Source organism: Halopseudomonas sabulinigri (genome assembly GCF_900105255.1).
GTDB classification, from domain to species: domain Bacteria; phylum Pseudomonadota; class Gammaproteobacteria; order Pseudomonadales; family Pseudomonadaceae; genus Halopseudomonas; species Halopseudomonas sabulinigri.
The window spans coordinates 2,815,340-2,831,878 of record NZ_LT629763.1; the positions used below are offsets into that span (position 1 = coordinate 2,815,340).

Sequence of the window (16,539 nt, forward strand, 5' to 3'; positions counted from 1 at the left end):
GCTGTTGTTGAACTCCTTTGTTACCGAGCGTTTTGTACTGAACCTGCAGGGCGTGCAGATTCATGCGCTGCGCTTTGCCCGCGAGCATTACTGCCCGGCGCTGTTTGTTGAGGCACAGCTGCCGTTGCCGCAGTCGGTTGAACGTTCAGTAGCCAAGCGGCAGGCGGAGTTTCTGGCTGGCCGACTGGCAGCGCGCTCGGCTTTGGCTGGTTTGTCGATTGATCAACCGGTCGATATTGGCGAGTCGCGCGCGCCCCTATGGCCGGCTGGCGCCCAGGGCAGCATCAGCCACAGTGCGGAACTGGCTCTGTGCGTGGTGCGCCCCGCGCAGGGTGGCGGTCTGGGTGTGGACCTGGAAAGCCTGCTGGAGGCAGCGCTGGCCGAGCAGCTATGGCCGGGCATCGTTACCGCTCAGGAGGCGCAGTTGCTACGCCAGAGCGGTAATTTTGCGCAGCAACTGACACTGGTATTTTCCGCCAAGGAAAGCCTGTTCAAGGCGCTCTATCCACAAGTGGGTCGTTACTTTGATTTTCTGGATGCCGAGGTTCTGGCGCTGCAACCGCAACAACAGCAATTGCAGCTGGTATTGCGCCAGTCACTGAGTCCGGCGCTGCCCGCCGGCAGCTGCTTTACTTTGCACTGGCTGCCGCTGGGCAACCAGCTGCTGACGTTGCTGGCGGGCTGATCAAACCTGGCTTCGGCGTCTGGGCACGATCACCGGCGCGCCGTCGCCGGGCGCGGCCAGAATATCCACATCAGTGTGATACAGCCGGTCTACCAAATCCTTGGTGATGACCTCACGGGCTGGACCAACGGCTTGCACCTGGCCGTCAGACAGTGCGATCAACTCATCGCAGTAGCGCGCGGCCATGCCCAGATCGTGGATTACCAGCAGCACCGTCTTGCCTTCGGCGGTGATCTGGGCAATGGCTTCCATTACCTCGGTCTGATGACCGATATCCAGCGCACTGGTGGGTTCGTCGAGCAGTACTATCTCGGTATTCTGCGCCAGGATCATGGCCAGCCAGGCGCGCTGGGCCTGGCCGCCGGACAGCGAGCTGGCGTTTTGCTGCAGTATGTCCTGCAGCTGCATGCGCTCGCAGGCCGCCGCGACCTGGCGTGCGTCCTCGGCGCTCCACTGGTTGAGCCAGCCCTGATGGGGGTGCCGGCCGTAGTGCACCAGTTGTTCGACGCGAATGCCGTTGGCCAGGATCGGGTGCTGGGGCAGATAGGCGAGTACCTTGGCCAGGGCTTTCATGCTGTAGCTGGCGAGATGGGAGCCCTGCAGCAGAATCTCGCCGCGCTGCTGGTGAATCTGCCGCGCCAACAGCTTCAGCAGCGTAGACTTCCCGCTGCCGTTGGGGCCGACAATGCCGACCAGCTTGCCTTGCGGTATCTGCAGATTGACCTTCTGCAGCACGGCTTTGCTTTGATAGGAAAAGTGCAGGTCATTAACGCTGATAATACTCATCAGTCAGCCCACCGGCGGTCCTTGAACAGAAGAAACAGCAGCAGAAAGCCGCCAATGATGCGTGTCATGATGCCCGTTGGCACTTCATGCGGATGCGCCAGTACGCGCACCAGCGTATCGCTGGCCAGCAGCAAAACAGCGCCGCCCAGTGCCGCGACCCACAGTGGCACGCTGCTGCCGCCGGTGAGCCAGGAGGCGATAATCGGCGCGGCCATGGCGATGAAAATCACCGGCCCGCCAATCGCGGTACCCAGCCCCGCCACAGCGATAGCCAGCGCCAGAATGCCCAGTTGCAGCAGCGGTACCCGAATACCCAGATTCTGCGCTGTGGCATCACTGAAGCGCAGCAGCGCCAGCGGACGGCTGAGCCAGATCAGCAGTGGGCAGAGTGCGGCCAGTAGCAGGGTGATGGGCGTGAGGTTGGCGTAGGCCTGGCCAGAAAAGTTGCCCATGGTCCACAGGTACAGGCTGCCCAGGTGCACCAGGGCTTGGCGCGACATGGCAAAATCGCCGATGGCGTTGAACATCTCCGACAGGCCGATACCCACGACGATAAACAGATAACTCTGCTCACCCGGCCGCCGGCACAAACTGAACAGCACCAGGGCGGCAAAGCCGGCGCCCAGCGGCGCAGCCCACCAGGGCCAGCTGCCGAGCGTAAGGTAGAGCGAGAAAATCACGATCGACAGGGTCGCGCCTTCATTGACGCCGATCATGTCGGGCGTCGCCAGACGGTTGCGTACCAGTGTCTGGATCAGACAGCCGGACAACCCCAATGCCGCGCCCGCCACGATCACCGCGAGGACGCGCGGCAAGCGGATGCGAAACAGCATCAATTCCTGCAGACGGTTGCCCTGGCCGAGCAGTGTCTGCAGCGCCTGACCGGCGGTCATCTTGCCGGACCCCAGGCTGAGCGCGGTCAGCGCCACGGCGGCCAGCAACAGCAGCATGATCAGCGCAACCAGCCAGGCGCGCTGGTTGAACAACAGCGTTCGGCTGCCAAGGCGCAGCAGCCAGTATCCGGTGGGGGCGCAGTAGGATTTCGACATGCTATTTGACCGACAACAGGGAGCGAAAGCCGCCGCGCAGTACCACGGCAATCAATACCGGGGCGCCGATCAGCGCGAGCAGGGTACCGACCGGCAACTCGAAAGGCTGGATCAGCCAGCGGGCGAGAATGTCGGCCAGTAGCAGAAACAGGCAGCCCAGCAGGGCGGAAAACACCACCTGTCGCGCCAGGGCAACGGGTTCAATCAGGCGTGCGCAGTAGGCGGCGAGAAATCCGATAAAACCGATTGGGCCAGCCAGCGCCACGGCGCAGGCGGTGAATAGGGTGGCGGCCAGTAAAACGCCCACCCGCACCCAGGTCGTGTGGATGCCCAGCGCTCGCGCCTGACTGTCGCCCATTTGCATCAGCGTCAGCTGTCGGCATAGCAGCAGGGCCAGAATTAACGCGGTCAGCACAAAAGGTGCGAGCAGGGCCATGGCGTGTAGCTCGGTGGCCGCCAGCGAGCCGAGGTTCCAGAAGCGGAACTGGTCCAGCGCGACACGGTTGGACAGCAACAAAAAGTTGGAAAGGCCGCCGAAGATCGCTGCCAGCGCCATGCCGACCAGAATCAGTTTCAGTGGGCTGGCCTGACCGAGCATGCTGCCAAGGCCAATCACTATCAGATTGCCGGTCAGCGCGCCGAGTCCGGCCCAGAGCAGATAGCCCTGAGCCGACTCGACATCGAAGAAAATCAGCCCGAGCACCAAACCAAATACCGCGCCGGCATTGACTCCCAGCAGGCCGGGCTCAGCCAGCGGGTTTCGTGTGGCACTTTGCAGCAGCGTAGCGGCGACTGCCAGCCCGCCACCCACCAGCAGCGCCGCCAGCGTGCGCGGCAGCCGCAGGGTATTGATGATCATCGCCAGCTTGTCGTCCGCACGCAGGCTGGCATCGCCGAGCAGGTAGCCCGCGACCTCATGCGCGCCATACACGCCGGCGCCGGTCGCCATCGACAGACAAAGCAGGAGCGCGAGCGCGAAAACGCCAAACCACAGTAGCAAGTGTTGGTAGGCCGGCATGCGGCGCGGTTCTCCTCTCGGGTTACTAACAGCAAAGCCCCGCGCGCGGGGCCTGGCCTGGTTGCACTTGTAAAGCGGGGCACAAGGCCCCGATTTTAGCTGTTTTACAGCTGGTAGCTGACCCCCACATAAGCGGTACGACCCATCAGGATGGTATCCACCGAACTGGCCACATCGTCACGCTCGGTATCGGTCACGTTGGTCACGCCAAATTTGAAGCCGAGGTTGCGGGTAGCCTGCACGGTGCCGCCCAGGTCCAGCGTGTGGAAGGCATCGCTCTTGGTGTTGCCGACGCCCGGAATGGCCAGTTGCTGGCTGCCGGTGTACTGATAACTGGCAAAGGTATTCAGCACCCGCGTGGCCTGCCATTGCAAACGTGCGTTGGCGGTGTGCTGCGGAGTCTGTACCAATTCTTCATTGGTTTCTTCATCCGTGGCATCCACCAGTGTGTAGTTGCCGGTCAGGTCGAGGGAGTCGGTCAGTTCTACGCCGGACATCAATTCCACACCCTGGATGGTGGCGTTGTTGATATTGGAGTAGGTCATCACCGGTGGGCGATAACCCGGGCCCCACTGGTCGCTGACGATCATGTCTTCAATGTCGTTATAGAACAGGGTGATGCCTGCGTCCCAGCGCTCTGCCTCGTACAGCGTGCCTAGCTCGTAGCTGACTGAGGTTTCCGGCTTGAGGTTGGGGTTACCGGTCACTACGCACATGCCACGGCAGGCAACCACCGCGTAGTTCTCGTCCGACTGGGCAATGCTCGGCGCCTTGAACGCCTTGCCAGCGCCGCCCTTGATCACCCAGTTGTCAGTCAGGTTGTAGACCGCGTAGGCGCGCGGGCTGAATTCGGTGCCGTATACGTCGTGATGATCTACGCGCCCGCTGAGGGTCAGGTTCAGGTCACCAAGGGCGATTTCATCCTGCAGGTAGGCGGCGCTTTGATCCACCTTGACGTCACCGCCCTGCAGGTTGAGGTTGTGCTCCAGCTCGGTGATGCGGTATTCGGCACCGCCGGTCAGCAGGTGGTTGCCCAGCAGGCTGGTTACCTGGCCGTCGAGGGTGTGGTTGGTCTGTTCAATGTCTCCGATGACGCCGCCATTGGCCGCGACGGTCAGCTCGGAGTTGTCTTCCAGATCCACGTTCTCGTAGTAATAGCGCGCCCGCGTAGTGAAGCGGTCCCAACGGCCGTCATGGGTCAGGCCAAGGGTCGTTCGTTGCATTTCCTGCTGGTTGCGCGGCGTGGAGAAGCCCGAGTTGTTCCACAGCGCATCGCGCTCATCCTGGTTGTAGCTCAGGTCGAGGTTCAGCTCCTGCTGCTCGTTCAGTAGCCAGGTGAGGTTGCTCAGGACGCTGCCGATTTGCTGCTGCTCGCGCGAATCGGTATTGGGGTTGGTGCTTTGCTCGCTTTGCCAGGCGGCCTGATCGCGGCCTTCGAGGATCAGGTTGGCCAACAGCTTGTCCTCGATCAGCGCGCCACTGGTGTAGGCGCTCACCTTGTGGGTATCGCCGTTGTCACCTTCGCTGGGGTGGGCGTAGGTGTAGCCGACTGACGCTTCGGTTTGATTGGTTGGCTTGCGCAAAATCACGTTAACCACGCCGCCGATGGCATCGGCACCGTATAGCGACGACATAGGCCCGCGTATGACCTCGATGCGCTCAATAGCGGCCACCGGTATGGCAGAGAGGTCAAAATCATTGGCATAGGATGAGGTGAGTGCATCGCGCGAATTGATGCGCCGCCCGTTGACCAGCAGCAGGGTGTAATCCGAATCCATGCCGCGAATCTTGATTTCCTTGCGGCCGTAGGTGGAGGACGGATTGATATTGATGCCGGGCATCTCATCCACCGCGTCGGCCAGATTGTCGATGCGTCGTTCGGCCAACTCTTCGCGGGTGATCACCGACACGCTGGCCGGTGCGCTCAGTTCGCTGTGCTCGGTCTGAGTAGCGGAAACCACCATGGTGCTCAGCTCAACCGGCTCCTGAGCCTGGGTCATGCCAGATGTGGCGACCAAGCCGAGGGTGAGCAAGGCGCGTTGAATCGGGTTGCGGGTAAATCCTGTTGGTGTGTGCATTGTTTAGCTCCTTTGCATGCTGATGGGTGCAGGCCGTCAGACGGTTACTGACTTCCTTGTTCTGCTTGGCCGCTGCGCGGCTCGTTGTTATGGGGTGCGGCTTGATGGCGTGCGGCGAGCCCCTGAAGCACCAGCAGTACGCCGCAGCAAGCTGCCAGTACGCAGGCGATATTGGCCCAGGCCAGGTGATTGAAGCCCTGCAGGCTGCCATCTACGTCGGATACCAGATAACGGGCCGAGCCGATGCTGGCGATACTCGAGGCAATGTTGGTAACCGTGCTCTGGAATGACATGAAGGCCGCGCGCTGGTGTGGCGCCGGAATCGCCGACATGACGATCAGGCTGCTGCTGGTGCGCGCCGAGCTGAGCGCCATAAACAGGGTAAAAATCAGATACAGCGACCAGTCCAGCGGCGCAGCGAAGCCAAACAGGGTGACGGCGGCCAGCGCCAGGCTGGTCAGCAACACGGCGCCAGCGGCCTGACCCTTGTCGATATACACGCCGGTCACGCGCATGCTGACCAGGCTGGCCAGCCCGCCACAAAAAAACAGTGTGCCGATGCTGGCGCGGGGAAAGTTGAGGTTGAACTGGAAGAAAGTCGAGAAGTGCGGAATCAGCAGAGAATGGCCGAACATCTGCACGCACAACACCAGTAGCGCCAGCTGGCACAGGCGCAAACCCAGCAATTGGCGCACGCTACCGCGACCGCCAGCAGGCTGCGGCGGTAGCGAAGGAAAAAGCCAGATACTGGCTAACGCGGCCAGCAGGCCAATGCCGCCAAAGAGTGCGAACGGGCTTTGCCAGCCCAAGCGCATGGCCAACTCCAGCGCGACCGGTACGGCGATAATTGCCGCCAGCGAAAAGCCCATGGCGACGTAAGCCAGCTTGCGTCCGCGCTGCTCGGGTGGGATCAGGTCCAACATGCCGGCCATCAGCACCGCGCCCAGCGGGCCGGCGGCGCAGCCGGAGAGCACAAACAGCAACGTCAGCTGGCTGATGCTGTCGGCAAAGGCACAGGCCAGCAGCAAGGCAAATCGCACTGTCAGCAACACCAGCAGGGCGTGTTTGCGGTTGAAGCGATCGAGCCAGGGTGCGGCCGCCAGCCCGCTCAACGCGGCTGCCAAGGTCGCCCCCCCGCTGAGATAGCCGCTGAACTCGGCCTGCATGCCCAATTGGCGCACGAAGTCAGCCGCCAGGGGCATGACCATCATCAGGCAGCCGATCGACAGTGTGTTGATCAGCAGGGCCAAGTGAATCGCAGCAGGGGCAGAAGTCGGCGCAGCGGGAGGGGTCATGGCTGGGTCGCATGGGTGAGTGGTTGCCGCATGCTAAAGGAGTAGCGGGTATAACTCAATAAATACAAATCGTTTGCATTTAGTTTTGCGCGCTATGCCCGCTTTTCTGTACGCCCAACGTAAAACAGCCACCCAAGATGGCTGCTACCGGCAAAGCAAAGGGTTGAGACGTTAGATCGACAGCGTCCAGTCGTAATCGACAATCACCGGCGCGTGCTGTGAAAAGCGAGCATTGCGCGGAATTTTTGCCTGTTTGACAAAGCGGCGCAGGCCGGGAGTAAGGAACTGGTAGTCGAAGCGCAGGCCCAGGTTCAGGTTTTCAGCCTGCTCACTGTTGGGCCACCAGCTGTAGAGCTCGGACTCGCGGGTGACCTCGCGTACCGCATCGACGTAGCCCATGTTGCCGTAGATTTCGTCCATCCAGGCGCGTTCGGGTGCCATGAAGCCGGGCTCGTTCTGGCAGTCGCGCCAGTTTTTTACGTCCAGCTTGAGGTGGGCAACATAGAGCGAGCCGCAATAAATGAACTCACGACGTTTGCGACGCTGCTTGTTCAGGTAGCCGGCAAAGTCGTCCATGAACTTGAATTTCTGGTTCAGGTCGGCGTCGCCATCACGCCCGGAGGGCAGCAGCAGCGAACCAATGCTGACTTTGTCGAAGTCGGCCTGCATGAAGCGGCCGTAACGGTCAGCGGACTCGAAACCCAGGCCCATTATGATGGCCTTGGGAGCAATACGGGTATAAATGGCCACACCGCCCTGGTTGGCGACTTCGGCCTCAAAGCAATACTGCCAATAGCCGTCGATCCAGTACGGATCTTGCTCAAGCTCGGGTGCCGTGACGCGAATGTCCTGCAGGCAAATGACGTCCGCATCCTGCGTGCGCAACCAGTCAAACAGGCCGCGTTCGGCGGCGGCCTTCACTCCATTGACGTTGAGACTGATAATTCGCATGCATGGCCCCCCAAAAAACGTGGGTGTATGATAACCGAGCTTGATTGACTTTTGTTAACGAAGAGGGTGTAGATGCACGAATATCAGCGGGAATTCATTCGATTTGCACTGGATCGCGAGGTATTGCGCTTCGGTGAGTTCACCCTCAAGTCTGGGCGCGTCAGCCCTTATTTTTTCAATGCCGGGCTATTCAACAGCGGTGGCGCACTCAGCCGACTGGGGCGTTTTTATGCCCAGGCGCTGGTGCACAGCAAGCTCAGCGACGTTGATGTTATCTTCGGACCCGCCTACAAGGGCATCCCACTGGCGGCGGTTACGGCGGTGGCGTTGGCCGACAGCTTTGACCGTGACCTGCCTTACTGCTTCAATCGTAAGGAGGCCAAGGATCATGGTGAGGGCGGTACCCTGGTTGGCGCGCCGCTGGAAGGTCGCGTATTGATCATCGATGATGTGATTACCGCCGGTACCGCCGTGCGCGAAGTGATGCAGATCATTCAAGCGCAGGGAGCAACACCGGCTGCCGTGATGATCGCGCTGGACCGTCAGGAACGCGGCCAGGGAGAGTTGTCTGCGATCCAGGAAGTGGAGCGCGATTTCGGCATCCCGGTAATCAGCATTGTCTCACTCAAACAGGTGATGAGCTTTATCGCCGACGATCCCGAGCTACAGCAGCACCTGCCCGCGGTAGAGGCTTATCGCGCCGAATACGGTATCTGATTCTGCCATCTCGGCGTACTTGCTTCGAGCCACAGGTGCAAAACGGCAAGGGAACAGGTTAATCTTCGCCTGCCTCTTGCCGATATAATGCCAATTGGCCATAAGACAGCCCGCAAGGCTGCGTAACCCGAAGCAGAGGACGAGGATGTGCCTGCATTTAAACGGATAATGGATTGGACGTTGTTGCTGCTCGCGGTCACCGGACCCGGCGTGGCCTGTGCCGATCTCTACCGCTATATCGACGATAAGGGTGTAACCGTGCTGGATAGCCGGGTGCCACCGCATTTTATCAGTCGTGGATATGAAGTGCTGGATTCTCAGGGCCGCGTGAAGCTGGTGGTGCCGGCTGCGCCCACGGCGGCTGAGCGTGAAGCCAATCGGGCCGCGCTGGAAGCACAGAAGGCGCAGGATACCGCCGATGCCAACCTGCTCCGCCTGTACAGCAGCACGGCTGATTTGGAACGGGCGCAAAGCCGCCAGATTCAGCAGATCGAAAATCAGATCACGGCCTCCCGGGCCAGTATCGAAGATCTGCAGGCGGAACGTGAGGAATTGCAAGGTCGCGCAGCCCAAGCTGAGCGGGCCGGTCGTGCGGTTGACCCGGACGTGCTGGCCGAGCTCGCGGCAGTGGATTCAGAGACCGCGCGCCTGCAGCGCCTGATCAGTCGAAAACGGCAGGAAATCGCTGAAACCAACAGCGACTTCGAGCGTCAGCGCGAGCGGCTCAATTTCCTGCTCGACGACGAGTAGCGCCCCAAAGGGCGCGCATCTCACAGCAGTCAGGCTTCGCTCGGAGCTACCTGCTCAAACTGCCTTATCGCCTCTTTGAAGCCTGCCGGAATCGGCAGTGGCCGCCGCGTCTGCTGGTCGGCGCGAACATAGACAATCTCGCCTTCGACCAGCAAGGTCTCGTGCCGGAATATCCCCATGCTGAAGGCCATGCTGCTATTGCCCAGACGCGAAACACGCAGGCGGATGTCCAACAGGTCGTCGAACATGGCCGGCGCGCGATATTCCAGCAGGGTTTTCACCGCAAAGAACTCGTTGCCGGACAGGTCGTCGCGGCCGGGGTTGGCCGCGTTCAGCTCACGGTAGTACTCGGTGACGCCGACGTCGGCGTAATTCAGGTAGTGACCGTTGAACACGATGCCCTGCAGGTCGGCCTCGGACCAGCGTACCCGGAGCGGATAGCTGAAGCGGAACTCGCTTGGCTGCATGCTCAGGCGTCCGGCTGCTTGTTGGTGATCAGTGTGCCAACCCCGGTGTCGGTGAAGACCTCCAGCAACACGGCATTGGGTACCCGGCCATCGACGATGATGGCACTGCTGACGCCACCCTGAACGGCGTCCAGCGCGCAGCGGATCTTCGGCAGCATACCGCCGTAAATGGTGCCATCGGCAATCAGCTCGTCTACCTGTGCGGTACTCAGGCCGGTCAGCACCTTGCCGGACTTGTCCATCAGGCCGGCGATGTTGGTCAGCAGCATCAGCTTCTCGGCTTGCAGAGCCTCGGCGACCTTGCCGGCGACCAGGTCGGCATTGATGTTGTACGAGGCGCCATCCGCGCCAACACCGATGGGTGCTATGACGGGAATGTAGTCATCGGAGACCAGGCGGTTGATCAACTTGGTGTTGATCTCGACCACTTCGCCAACATGGCCGATGTCGATGATCTCCGGCTTGTCCATGCCGGGAGTGTTGCGGGTGACTTTCAGCTGTCGGGCCTTGATCAGGCCGGCGTCCTTGCCGGTCAGGCCAATAGCGCTGCCGCCATGCTGGTTGATCAGGTTGACGATGTCCTTGTTCACCTGGCCGCCGAGCACCATTTCGACCACGTCCATGGTTTGGGTGTCAGTCACGCGCATGCCTTCGATGAAGTGGCTCTCGATGTTCAAGCGCGCCAGCAGGTCGCCAATTTGAGGGCCGCCGCCGTGCACCACCACCGGGTTGATGCCGACGGTTTTCATCAGCACGATATCGCGGGCGAAGCTGTTTTTCAGCTCATCGCTCTCCATCGCGTTTCCGCCGTACTTGATGACGATGGTCTTGCCGGTAAAACGCTGTATGTAGGGCAGCGCCTCGGTCAGTACCTTGGAAACCTGTATGGCTGCGTCGCGGTTCAACATGGTGATCTGCTCTCTCCTGAAGTCGGTCAGAATGTAATTTTAACCTCGGGTGCCGCTGCTTGCAGTTGCTCCCGGAATAGTTGCTGTACGCGTTCCAGCTCGTCCTGCTGCTCGGCTTCAAAGCGCAGCACCAGCACCGGGGTGGTGTTGGAGGCGCGGATCAAGCCCCAGCTGGTGGGGAAGTCGACGCGGATGCCGTCCAGCGTGGTGACCTTGCCGTCGCCCCAGTCGGCCTGCTGACCGAGCGCCTGGATGATCGCGAACTTTTGCGTTTCACCCACCGTGAGATTGATCTCCGGCGTGCTCAGGCCCGCCGGGTAGCGACTCATCACGGTGCTCGCCGATTCCGCTTGCATCGACAGTATTTCCAGCAGGCGGCAGGCGCTATAGAGGCCGTCGTCAAACCCGAACCAGCGCTCCTTGAAGAACACATGGCCGCTCATTTCGCCGCCAAGCAGGGCGCCGGTTTCCTTCATCTTTGCCTTGACCAGCGAGTGGCCGGACTTCCACATTACCGGACGCCCGCCGGCGCGGCTGATCAGTGCCGGCAACTGACGCGTGCATTTAACGTCAAAGATGATGTCGGCTCCGGGGTGGCGAGTCACAATGTCTTCGGCAAACAGCATCATCAGGCGGTCGGGATAGATCATCTCGCCGGTCTCGGTGACAAAGCCGAGCCGATCCGCATCGCCGTCGAAGGCGACACCCAGATCAGCTCCCTCGCGTTTCACCGTGTTGATCAACTCGACCAGATTTTCCGGCTTGCCGGGATCGGGATGGTGGTTGGGGAACAGCCCGTCGACCTCGCAGTACAGCGGAATCACCTGGCAGCCGATGCCTTCGAGCAATTGCTGGGCGATCACGCCGGCAACGCCATTGCCGCAGTCGACCACCACCTTGAGCGGCCGCGCCATCACTACGTCGTCGAGAATGTACTGATGGTAGTCGCCTAGAATGTCGCGCTGCTCGCGACTGCCGCTGCCGGAGTGCAGCTGATTGTCCCGCAGGCGAGTATTCAGCGCGCTGATCTGGTCGCCTGACAGCGTTTCACCCGCGACCACGATCTTCAGGCCGTTATAGGCGGGCGGGTTGTGGCTGCCGGTCAGCATGACGCCGGAGGTGGCGCCTGTGGTGTGCGTCGCAAAATACAGTACCGGGGTGGGCACCATGCCCAGATCGGTTACCGCACAGCCGCTTTCCATCAGGCCCTTGATCAGTTGCTCGATCAACGCCGGCCCGGACAGGCGGCCGTCGCGGGCCACCATCACGCGGGACTCGCCAGCATCGATCGAGGCGCTGCCAATGCTGCGCCCCAGCCAGTAGACGTACTCTTCGGTCAGGCTTTTACCCACCACGCCGCGAATATCGTAGGCGCGGAAAATTTCCGCCGGCAGGCTGGGGATCGCTGGCCCACTGGGCGCGGTCGGACTGCTGGCGTCGCTCATGGCAAAGGGGTCACCGTCATCGAGAATATCGATGTCGAGGATCTCGTTGTCTTGGAACAGCGGGTCGGTGAGGCTTTCTGCGCCCTTGGAAGGCGCCTTGTCAGCTTTGTTCGACGGGGCGGGGGCGTCGTCGCGTTTGGGCGAGGCGCCGAGCGTCTGGCCGGAGCGCTTGACCAGCTGCATGATGTTCTGGGCCAGGGGCTCCAGCGGGCTCAGCAGCAGGCCAGCGGCCTTGTGGCCGAGGGTCAGCTGGGTCAGGGTGTGGGTGTCGGTTCGCAAGCTTTGCGTCCAGCTGCGCTGCAGCCAGAGCATGCCGAACAGGCCGCCGAGCAGTGCCAGCAGCGCTGCACCCACCAGTAAAAGGGGGTCGGCGCTGCTATGTGACAGCCCTGGTCCGGCGCGGAACTCTATGTGCCAGGCGGGGTTGCTGCTGGTGAGGCGTACTACGGCGCCCTTGCCGTTACCGCGCTTGAACAGCTCCTGCTCGGGGCCACCCGGAAAATGCTGCACCAGCCGCACCTGGCCCACGTCTGCGGCCAGTGCCGGCAGACCGTTGAGTACGCGCTCCAGCTGGAACACGCCGGTCAGGGTGCCGCCGATGGGCGCTTTCTCTGAAGCGCGCAGAGGCTTCACGCCGTACAGGCGCCAGGCCCCTTCGACTTTGTGGGCTTCCAGCGGCACCGGCAGGCCGCGCTCGGCCCGGCGGATCATATCCAACGCGGCAAAGCTCAGCGGCGCGGTCTCGTTGGATACCAGCTCGGCATCGCCGGGCGCAGCCGTGTATATGGCCAGGGTGTCGGCCAACTGATAGCGCAGCAGGCGGTCTATGGTGGCGCTGCCGCCCTGATTGAGTGCAACCTGCAGCTGCGGGTTGCTGGCCAGTTGGCCCAGGTCGGCCTGTAGTTGCTGCATGCTCTGGTTCAGACCGGCGAGCTGCTGGTTGGCGTAGCTTTCAATCAGCTCGTCGTTGCGTTGACCGGTAAAGCCGGTCAGTGCCAGCCAGAGCATGGCCGCGCCAGCGGCAACGCCGGCGATCGCCATGCCGAGTGGAATGGCGGTGTTGGGTAGTCCTGCCTTGGCATCGGTCTTTTTCATTTTCATTATGGTCCCTGCCTCCCTGCAATAATGTGGAACTACATGGTGGAGCTACAGCTTGGGGGCGCCGGCTGGTTCAGTGGCTGCCGGTGTGACCGAAGCCGCCACTGCCGCGCTGGCTGTCGTCGAACTCCTCAACGATCTCGAATCTTGCTTGCAAAACCGGCACCAGCACCAGCTGGGCGATGCGCTCACCCGGATTGATGGTGAAGGCGCTGGCGCTACGGTTCCAGCAGGAGACCATCAGTTGGCCCTGATAATCGGAGTCGATCAGGCCAACCAGATTGCCCAGCACGATGCCGTGTTTATGGCCCATGCCTGAGCGCGGCAAGATCATCGCAGCCAGACCGGGGTCGGCGATATGGATCGCCAGTCCAGTCGGCAGCAGCTGGGTTTCACCCGGTTGCAATTGCAAAGGCTCCTGCAGCATGGCGCGTAAATCAAGGCCGGCAGAGCCGGTGGTAGCGTAAGCGGGTAGTGGCCATTCAGCGCCGAGGCGGGGGTCGAGTACTTTGGCTTGCAGCGCGTGCATCAGGCTTCCTTATGCTTGTTGGTCGTCGCCATCAGGTCGGCGATGCGGGCAATGATCTCGCGTGCCAGCTTGGTTTTGCTGGCGCGGGGTAGCACGCTGCTGTTCAGCGCGCGATCAATCAGGGTGACGGCGTTGTCTTCACTATTAAAGCCGATCCCGCTCTGGCTGACATCATTGGCGATAATCAGGTCAAGATTCTTGCGCTGCAGTTTGTCGGCAGCGTAGGTCATCAGGTCGTGGGTCTCGGCGGCAAAGCCAACGGTCCAGGGGCGCTGCGGGTGCGCTGCCAGGGTGGCGAGAATATCCGGGTTGCGCACCAGGGTGAGGGTCATGCCATCGTCGCTACCCGGCGTCTTTTTCAACTTCTGCTCGGCGCAGTTGGCCGGGCGGTAGTCCGCCACGGCGGCGGAGGCAATGAACAGGTCGGCCGGCAGGGCGGCTTCGCAGGCGGCCAGCATGTCTTGCGCGCTGACGACATCAACCCGCGCGACGCGCGCTGGCGTTGGCAGGTTGACCGGCCCGGCCACCAGGGTTACCCGGGCGCCGGCTTCGACGGCCGCTTCGGCCAGGGCAAAGCCCATCTTGCCCGAGCTGTGATTGGATATGTAGCGCACCGGATCTAGGGCTTCGCGGGTCGGGCCGGCGTTGATCAGCACGTGTTTGCCGCTGAGACTGCCGCGCTGGAAGCATTCGGCGGCGCGGGCGGCGATATCGGTAGGTTCCAGCATGCGTCCCGGTCCAACGTCGCCGCAGGCCTGGCCACCGCTGCCAGGGCCGAACACCTTGACGCCACGCGCGAGCAGCAACTCGAGATTGGCCTGGGTGGCGGCATCGCGCCACATGGCCTGGTTCATGGCCGGCGCCAGAGCGATGGGAGCATCGGTGGCCAACACCAGAGTGGTGAGCAGGTCGTCACCGCGGCCTTGCGCCAAGCGTGCCATCAGGTCGGCGGTAGCCGGGGCAATCAGCACCAGATCAGCCCAGCGCGCCAGCTCAATGTGCCCCATGGCTGCCTCGGCCTCGGGGTCGAGCAGGTCGCCGTGCACCGGGTGGCCGGATAGCGCCTGTAAGGTCAGCGGCGTGATGAACTCACGTGCGGCCTGCGTCATCACCACCCTCACTTCGGCGCCAGCGTCACGCAGACGACGAATCAGCTCGGCGCTTTTATAGGCGGCAATGCCGCCACTGACACCCAGTACCACCTGTTTGTTGATCAACGGCTGCATTGTGAACTTCCCCTCATGCTGCGCCGGCGCCCATGGAGCACACGGTAAATGCCCGCTACGATAGCACAGGGCTGGTTCCGCGTGACCCTGCTGCAGCTGCTTTGCAGCGGTGGCCGGTAGCGCTGGAGCCGGAGTGGATAGCGCGCGGCAGGGAAGTACGCGCGGAGCAGCCAGGGAGCTGTATAAATGGCGATAACGGATTGGCCGCTGGCAGAGCGGCCGCGGGAAAAATTGCTGGCCCAGGGCGCGGCCGCGCTGTCGGATGCCGAACTGCTGGCGATTTTTTTGCGCACAGGTTTACCGGGACGCAGCGCGGTGGATCTGGCGCGCGACTTACTCAACGGCTTTGGCAGCCTGCGGGGGTTGTTGCAGGCAGACTTGCGCGAGTTCAGCGGGCATGCCGGTCTCGGCCCGGCGAAGTACGCACAGCTGCAGGCTGTGCTCGAGATGGGCCGTCGGCATCTGTTCGAGGACCTCAAGCGCGGTAGCGCACTGACTTCGCCCGGGGCAGTACGTCAGTTTCTGAAGAGCCGGCTGATGGCGTTGCCGCACGAGGTCTTCGCGTGCCTGTTTCTGGATAACCAGCACCGGGTGATTGCCTTCGAGGAGCTGTTTCGCGGCACGCTCGACAGCGCCAGCGTCTATCCGCGCGAGGTGATCAAGCGTGCGCTGGCGCACAACGCGGCAGCGCTGATTCTGACCCACAATCACCCGTCCGGTGTGGCCGAGCCCAGTCAGTCGGACCTGCAGCTAACGCGGCGTTTAAAGGAAAGTCTCGGTCTGCTGGATATTCGGGTGCTGGATCATCTGATCGTCGGCGATGGCGATCCAGTGTCCTTTGCCGAGCGCGGGCTGCTGTGAGTCAGGCTGCTTTAGCCCATTCCACCGCGGCCGAATCGAGGTCTGCCGGCTGACCGCTCGTCTGCCTGCAGTGTGAATAATCGTTGCTTGGCCTGGCCGTTTTTGGTATAAAGCTCCGCTCTTCTCGGGGCTGTGCCTGTTTTGGTGTATTTTGCAGGCTGGTTAATTCCACTTGCCCCGGCTGGACAACAGATTCTTTTATGGCTTCCAACCAGTTTGGGTTGGGCAATTGGTTGGAGAGGGTTAACCATGTCTCGAGTATGTCAGGTGACCGGTAAAGGTCCAGTGACTGGGAACAATGTTTCCCACGCTAACAACAAAACCAAGCGTCGTTTTCTGCCTAACCTGCAGCACCATCGCTTCTGGGTTGAGTCGGAAAAACGTTTCGTCCGTCTGCGCACTTCTGCCAAGGGCATGCGCATTATCGACAAGCGTGGCATCGACGTAGTGTTGAACGAAATCCGCGCCCGCGGCGAAAAAGTTTAAGGAGCAGTTCCATGCGTGAATTGATTCGTTTGGTTTCTACTGCCGGTACTGGTCACTTCTACACTACCGACAAGAACAAGCGTACTACTCCCGATAAGATCGAAATCAAGAAGTTCGATCCGGTTGTACGCAAGCACGTGCCTTACAAGGAAGCCAAGATCAAATAAGATCGACGCTGACTGACAAAAAC

General features: G+C 61.5%; 17 protein-coding genes. 6 read left to right on the forward strand and 11 right to left on the reverse strand.

Translation table 11 applies throughout. The features are described from left to right. Positions 1–4 precede the first annotated feature (4 nt). Entirely contained in the window at positions 5–685 is a 681-nt protein-coding gene (locus BLU26_RS12665; protein WP_157719363.1) for a 4'-phosphopantetheinyl transferase family protein, read from the forward strand. On the opposite strand, the gene BLU26_RS12670 is transcribed toward BLU26_RS12665, so the two are convergent. From BLU26_RS12670 to BLU26_RS12695, 6 genes are all read right to left on the reverse strand, one after another. After that, positions 686–1,471: an ABC transporter ATP-binding protein gene (locus tag BLU26_RS12670; RefSeq protein WP_092287220.1), complete on the reverse strand. Its 786-nt coding sequence runs from the start codon at positions 1,469–1,471 to the stop codon at positions 686–688. Beyond that, positions 1,471–2,520: a FecCD family ABC transporter permease gene (locus BLU26_RS12675; RefSeq protein ID WP_092287222.1), complete on the reverse strand. Its 1,050-nt coding sequence runs from the start codon at positions 2,518–2,520 to the stop codon at positions 1,471–1,473. The genes BLU26_RS12670 and BLU26_RS12675 overlap by 1 nt, the downstream gene beginning before the upstream one ends. A gap of 1 nt (position 2,521) precedes the next feature. Then, the gene (locus BLU26_RS12680) at positions 2,522–3,538 is read right to left on the reverse strand and encodes a FecCD family ABC transporter permease (protein WP_092287224.1); all 1,017 of its coding nucleotides are present in this window, start codon (positions 3,536–3,538) and stop codon (positions 2,522–2,524) included. Positions 3,539–3,642: 104 nt separating this feature from the next. Next, the gene (locus tag BLU26_RS12685; protein ID WP_157719364.1) at positions 3,643–5,616 is read right to left on the reverse strand and encodes a TonB-dependent receptor domain-containing protein; all 1,974 of its coding nucleotides are present in this window, start codon (positions 5,614–5,616) and stop codon (positions 3,643–3,645) included. Between the two features lie 44 nt (positions 5,617–5,660). After that, complete coding sequence (locus tag BLU26_RS12690; protein WP_092287226.1) at positions 5,661–6,911, reverse strand: MFS transporter; 1,251 nt, start codon at positions 6,909–6,911, stop codon at positions 5,661–5,663. A gap of 171 nt (positions 6,912–7,082) precedes the next feature. Next, a complete protein-coding gene (locus BLU26_RS12695; protein ID WP_092287228.1) occupies positions 7,083–7,862 on the reverse strand; it encodes an exodeoxyribonuclease III in 780 nt (259 codons plus the stop codon). 72 nt (positions 7,863–7,934) lie between these two features. Between BLU26_RS12695 and pyrE the strand changes: the two genes are divergently transcribed. Then, the gene (gene pyrE, locus BLU26_RS12700; protein ID WP_092287230.1) at positions 7,935–8,579 is read left to right on the forward strand and encodes an orotate phosphoribosyltransferase; all 645 of its coding nucleotides are present in this window, start codon (positions 7,935–7,937) and stop codon (positions 8,577–8,579) included. 147 nt (positions 8,580–8,726) lie between these two features. Next, positions 8,727–9,329 carry a DUF4124 domain-containing protein gene (locus BLU26_RS12705; protein ID WP_157719365.1) on the forward strand — a complete coding sequence of 201 codons (603 nt, stop codon included), beginning with the start codon at positions 8,727–8,729 and terminating at the stop codon, positions 9,327–9,329. 29 nt (positions 9,330–9,358) lie between these two features. On the opposite strand, the gene BLU26_RS12710 is transcribed toward BLU26_RS12705, so the two are convergent. The 5 genes from BLU26_RS12710 to coaBC all read right to left on the reverse strand — a co-directional run bounded on the left by BLU26_RS12710 (position 9,359) and on the right by coaBC (position 15,002). Then, entirely contained in the window at positions 9,359–9,796 is a 438-nt protein-coding gene (locus tag BLU26_RS12710) for an acyl-CoA thioesterase (protein WP_092287234.1), read from the reverse strand. A gap of 2 nt (positions 9,797–9,798) precedes the next feature. Further along, the gene (gene argB / locus BLU26_RS12715) at positions 9,799–10,704 is read right to left on the reverse strand and encodes an acetylglutamate kinase (RefSeq protein ID WP_092287236.1); all 906 of its coding nucleotides are present in this window, start codon (positions 10,702–10,704) and stop codon (positions 9,799–9,801) included. A 26-nt stretch (positions 10,705–10,730) separates the two neighbouring features. Further along, positions 10,731–13,250: a phosphomannomutase/phosphoglucomutase gene (locus tag BLU26_RS18835; RefSeq protein WP_092287238.1), complete on the reverse strand. Its 2,520-nt coding sequence runs from the start codon at positions 13,248–13,250 to the stop codon at positions 10,731–10,733. A gap of 70 nt (positions 13,251–13,320) precedes the next feature. After that, a complete protein-coding gene (gene dut, locus BLU26_RS12725) occupies positions 13,321–13,776 on the reverse strand; it encodes a dUTP diphosphatase (RefSeq protein WP_092287240.1) in 456 nt (151 codons plus the stop codon). Continuing rightward, positions 13,776–15,002 (reverse strand): bifunctional phosphopantothenoylcysteine decarboxylase/phosphopantothenate--cysteine ligase CoaBC, encoded by a 1,227-nt coding sequence (gene coaBC, locus BLU26_RS12730; protein WP_092287242.1) that lies wholly within the window; start codon positions 15,000–15,002, stop codon positions 13,776–13,778. Before coaBC ends, dut begins: the two co-directional genes overlap by 1 nt. Positions 15,003–15,188: 186 nt before the next feature. On the opposite strand from coaBC, the gene radC reads away from it, so the two are divergent. From radC to rpmG, 3 genes are all read left to right on the forward strand, one after another. Further along, positions 15,189–15,863, forward strand: a complete 675-nt coding sequence (gene radC / locus BLU26_RS12735; RefSeq protein ID WP_092287244.1) for a RadC family protein — start codon at positions 15,189–15,191, stop codon at positions 15,861–15,863. Positions 15,864–16,112: 249 nt separating this feature from the next. After that, positions 16,113–16,349: a 50S ribosomal protein L28 gene (gene rpmB, locus BLU26_RS12740; RefSeq protein ID WP_092287246.1), complete on the forward strand. Its 237-nt coding sequence runs from the start codon at positions 16,113–16,115 to the stop codon at positions 16,347–16,349. An 11-nt stretch (positions 16,350–16,360) separates the two neighbouring features. Beyond that, the gene (gene rpmG, locus BLU26_RS12745) at positions 16,361–16,516 is read left to right on the forward strand and encodes a 50S ribosomal protein L33 (protein WP_092287248.1); all 156 of its coding nucleotides are present in this window, start codon (positions 16,361–16,363) and stop codon (positions 16,514–16,516) included. Positions 16,517–16,539: the final 23 nt, after the last annotated feature.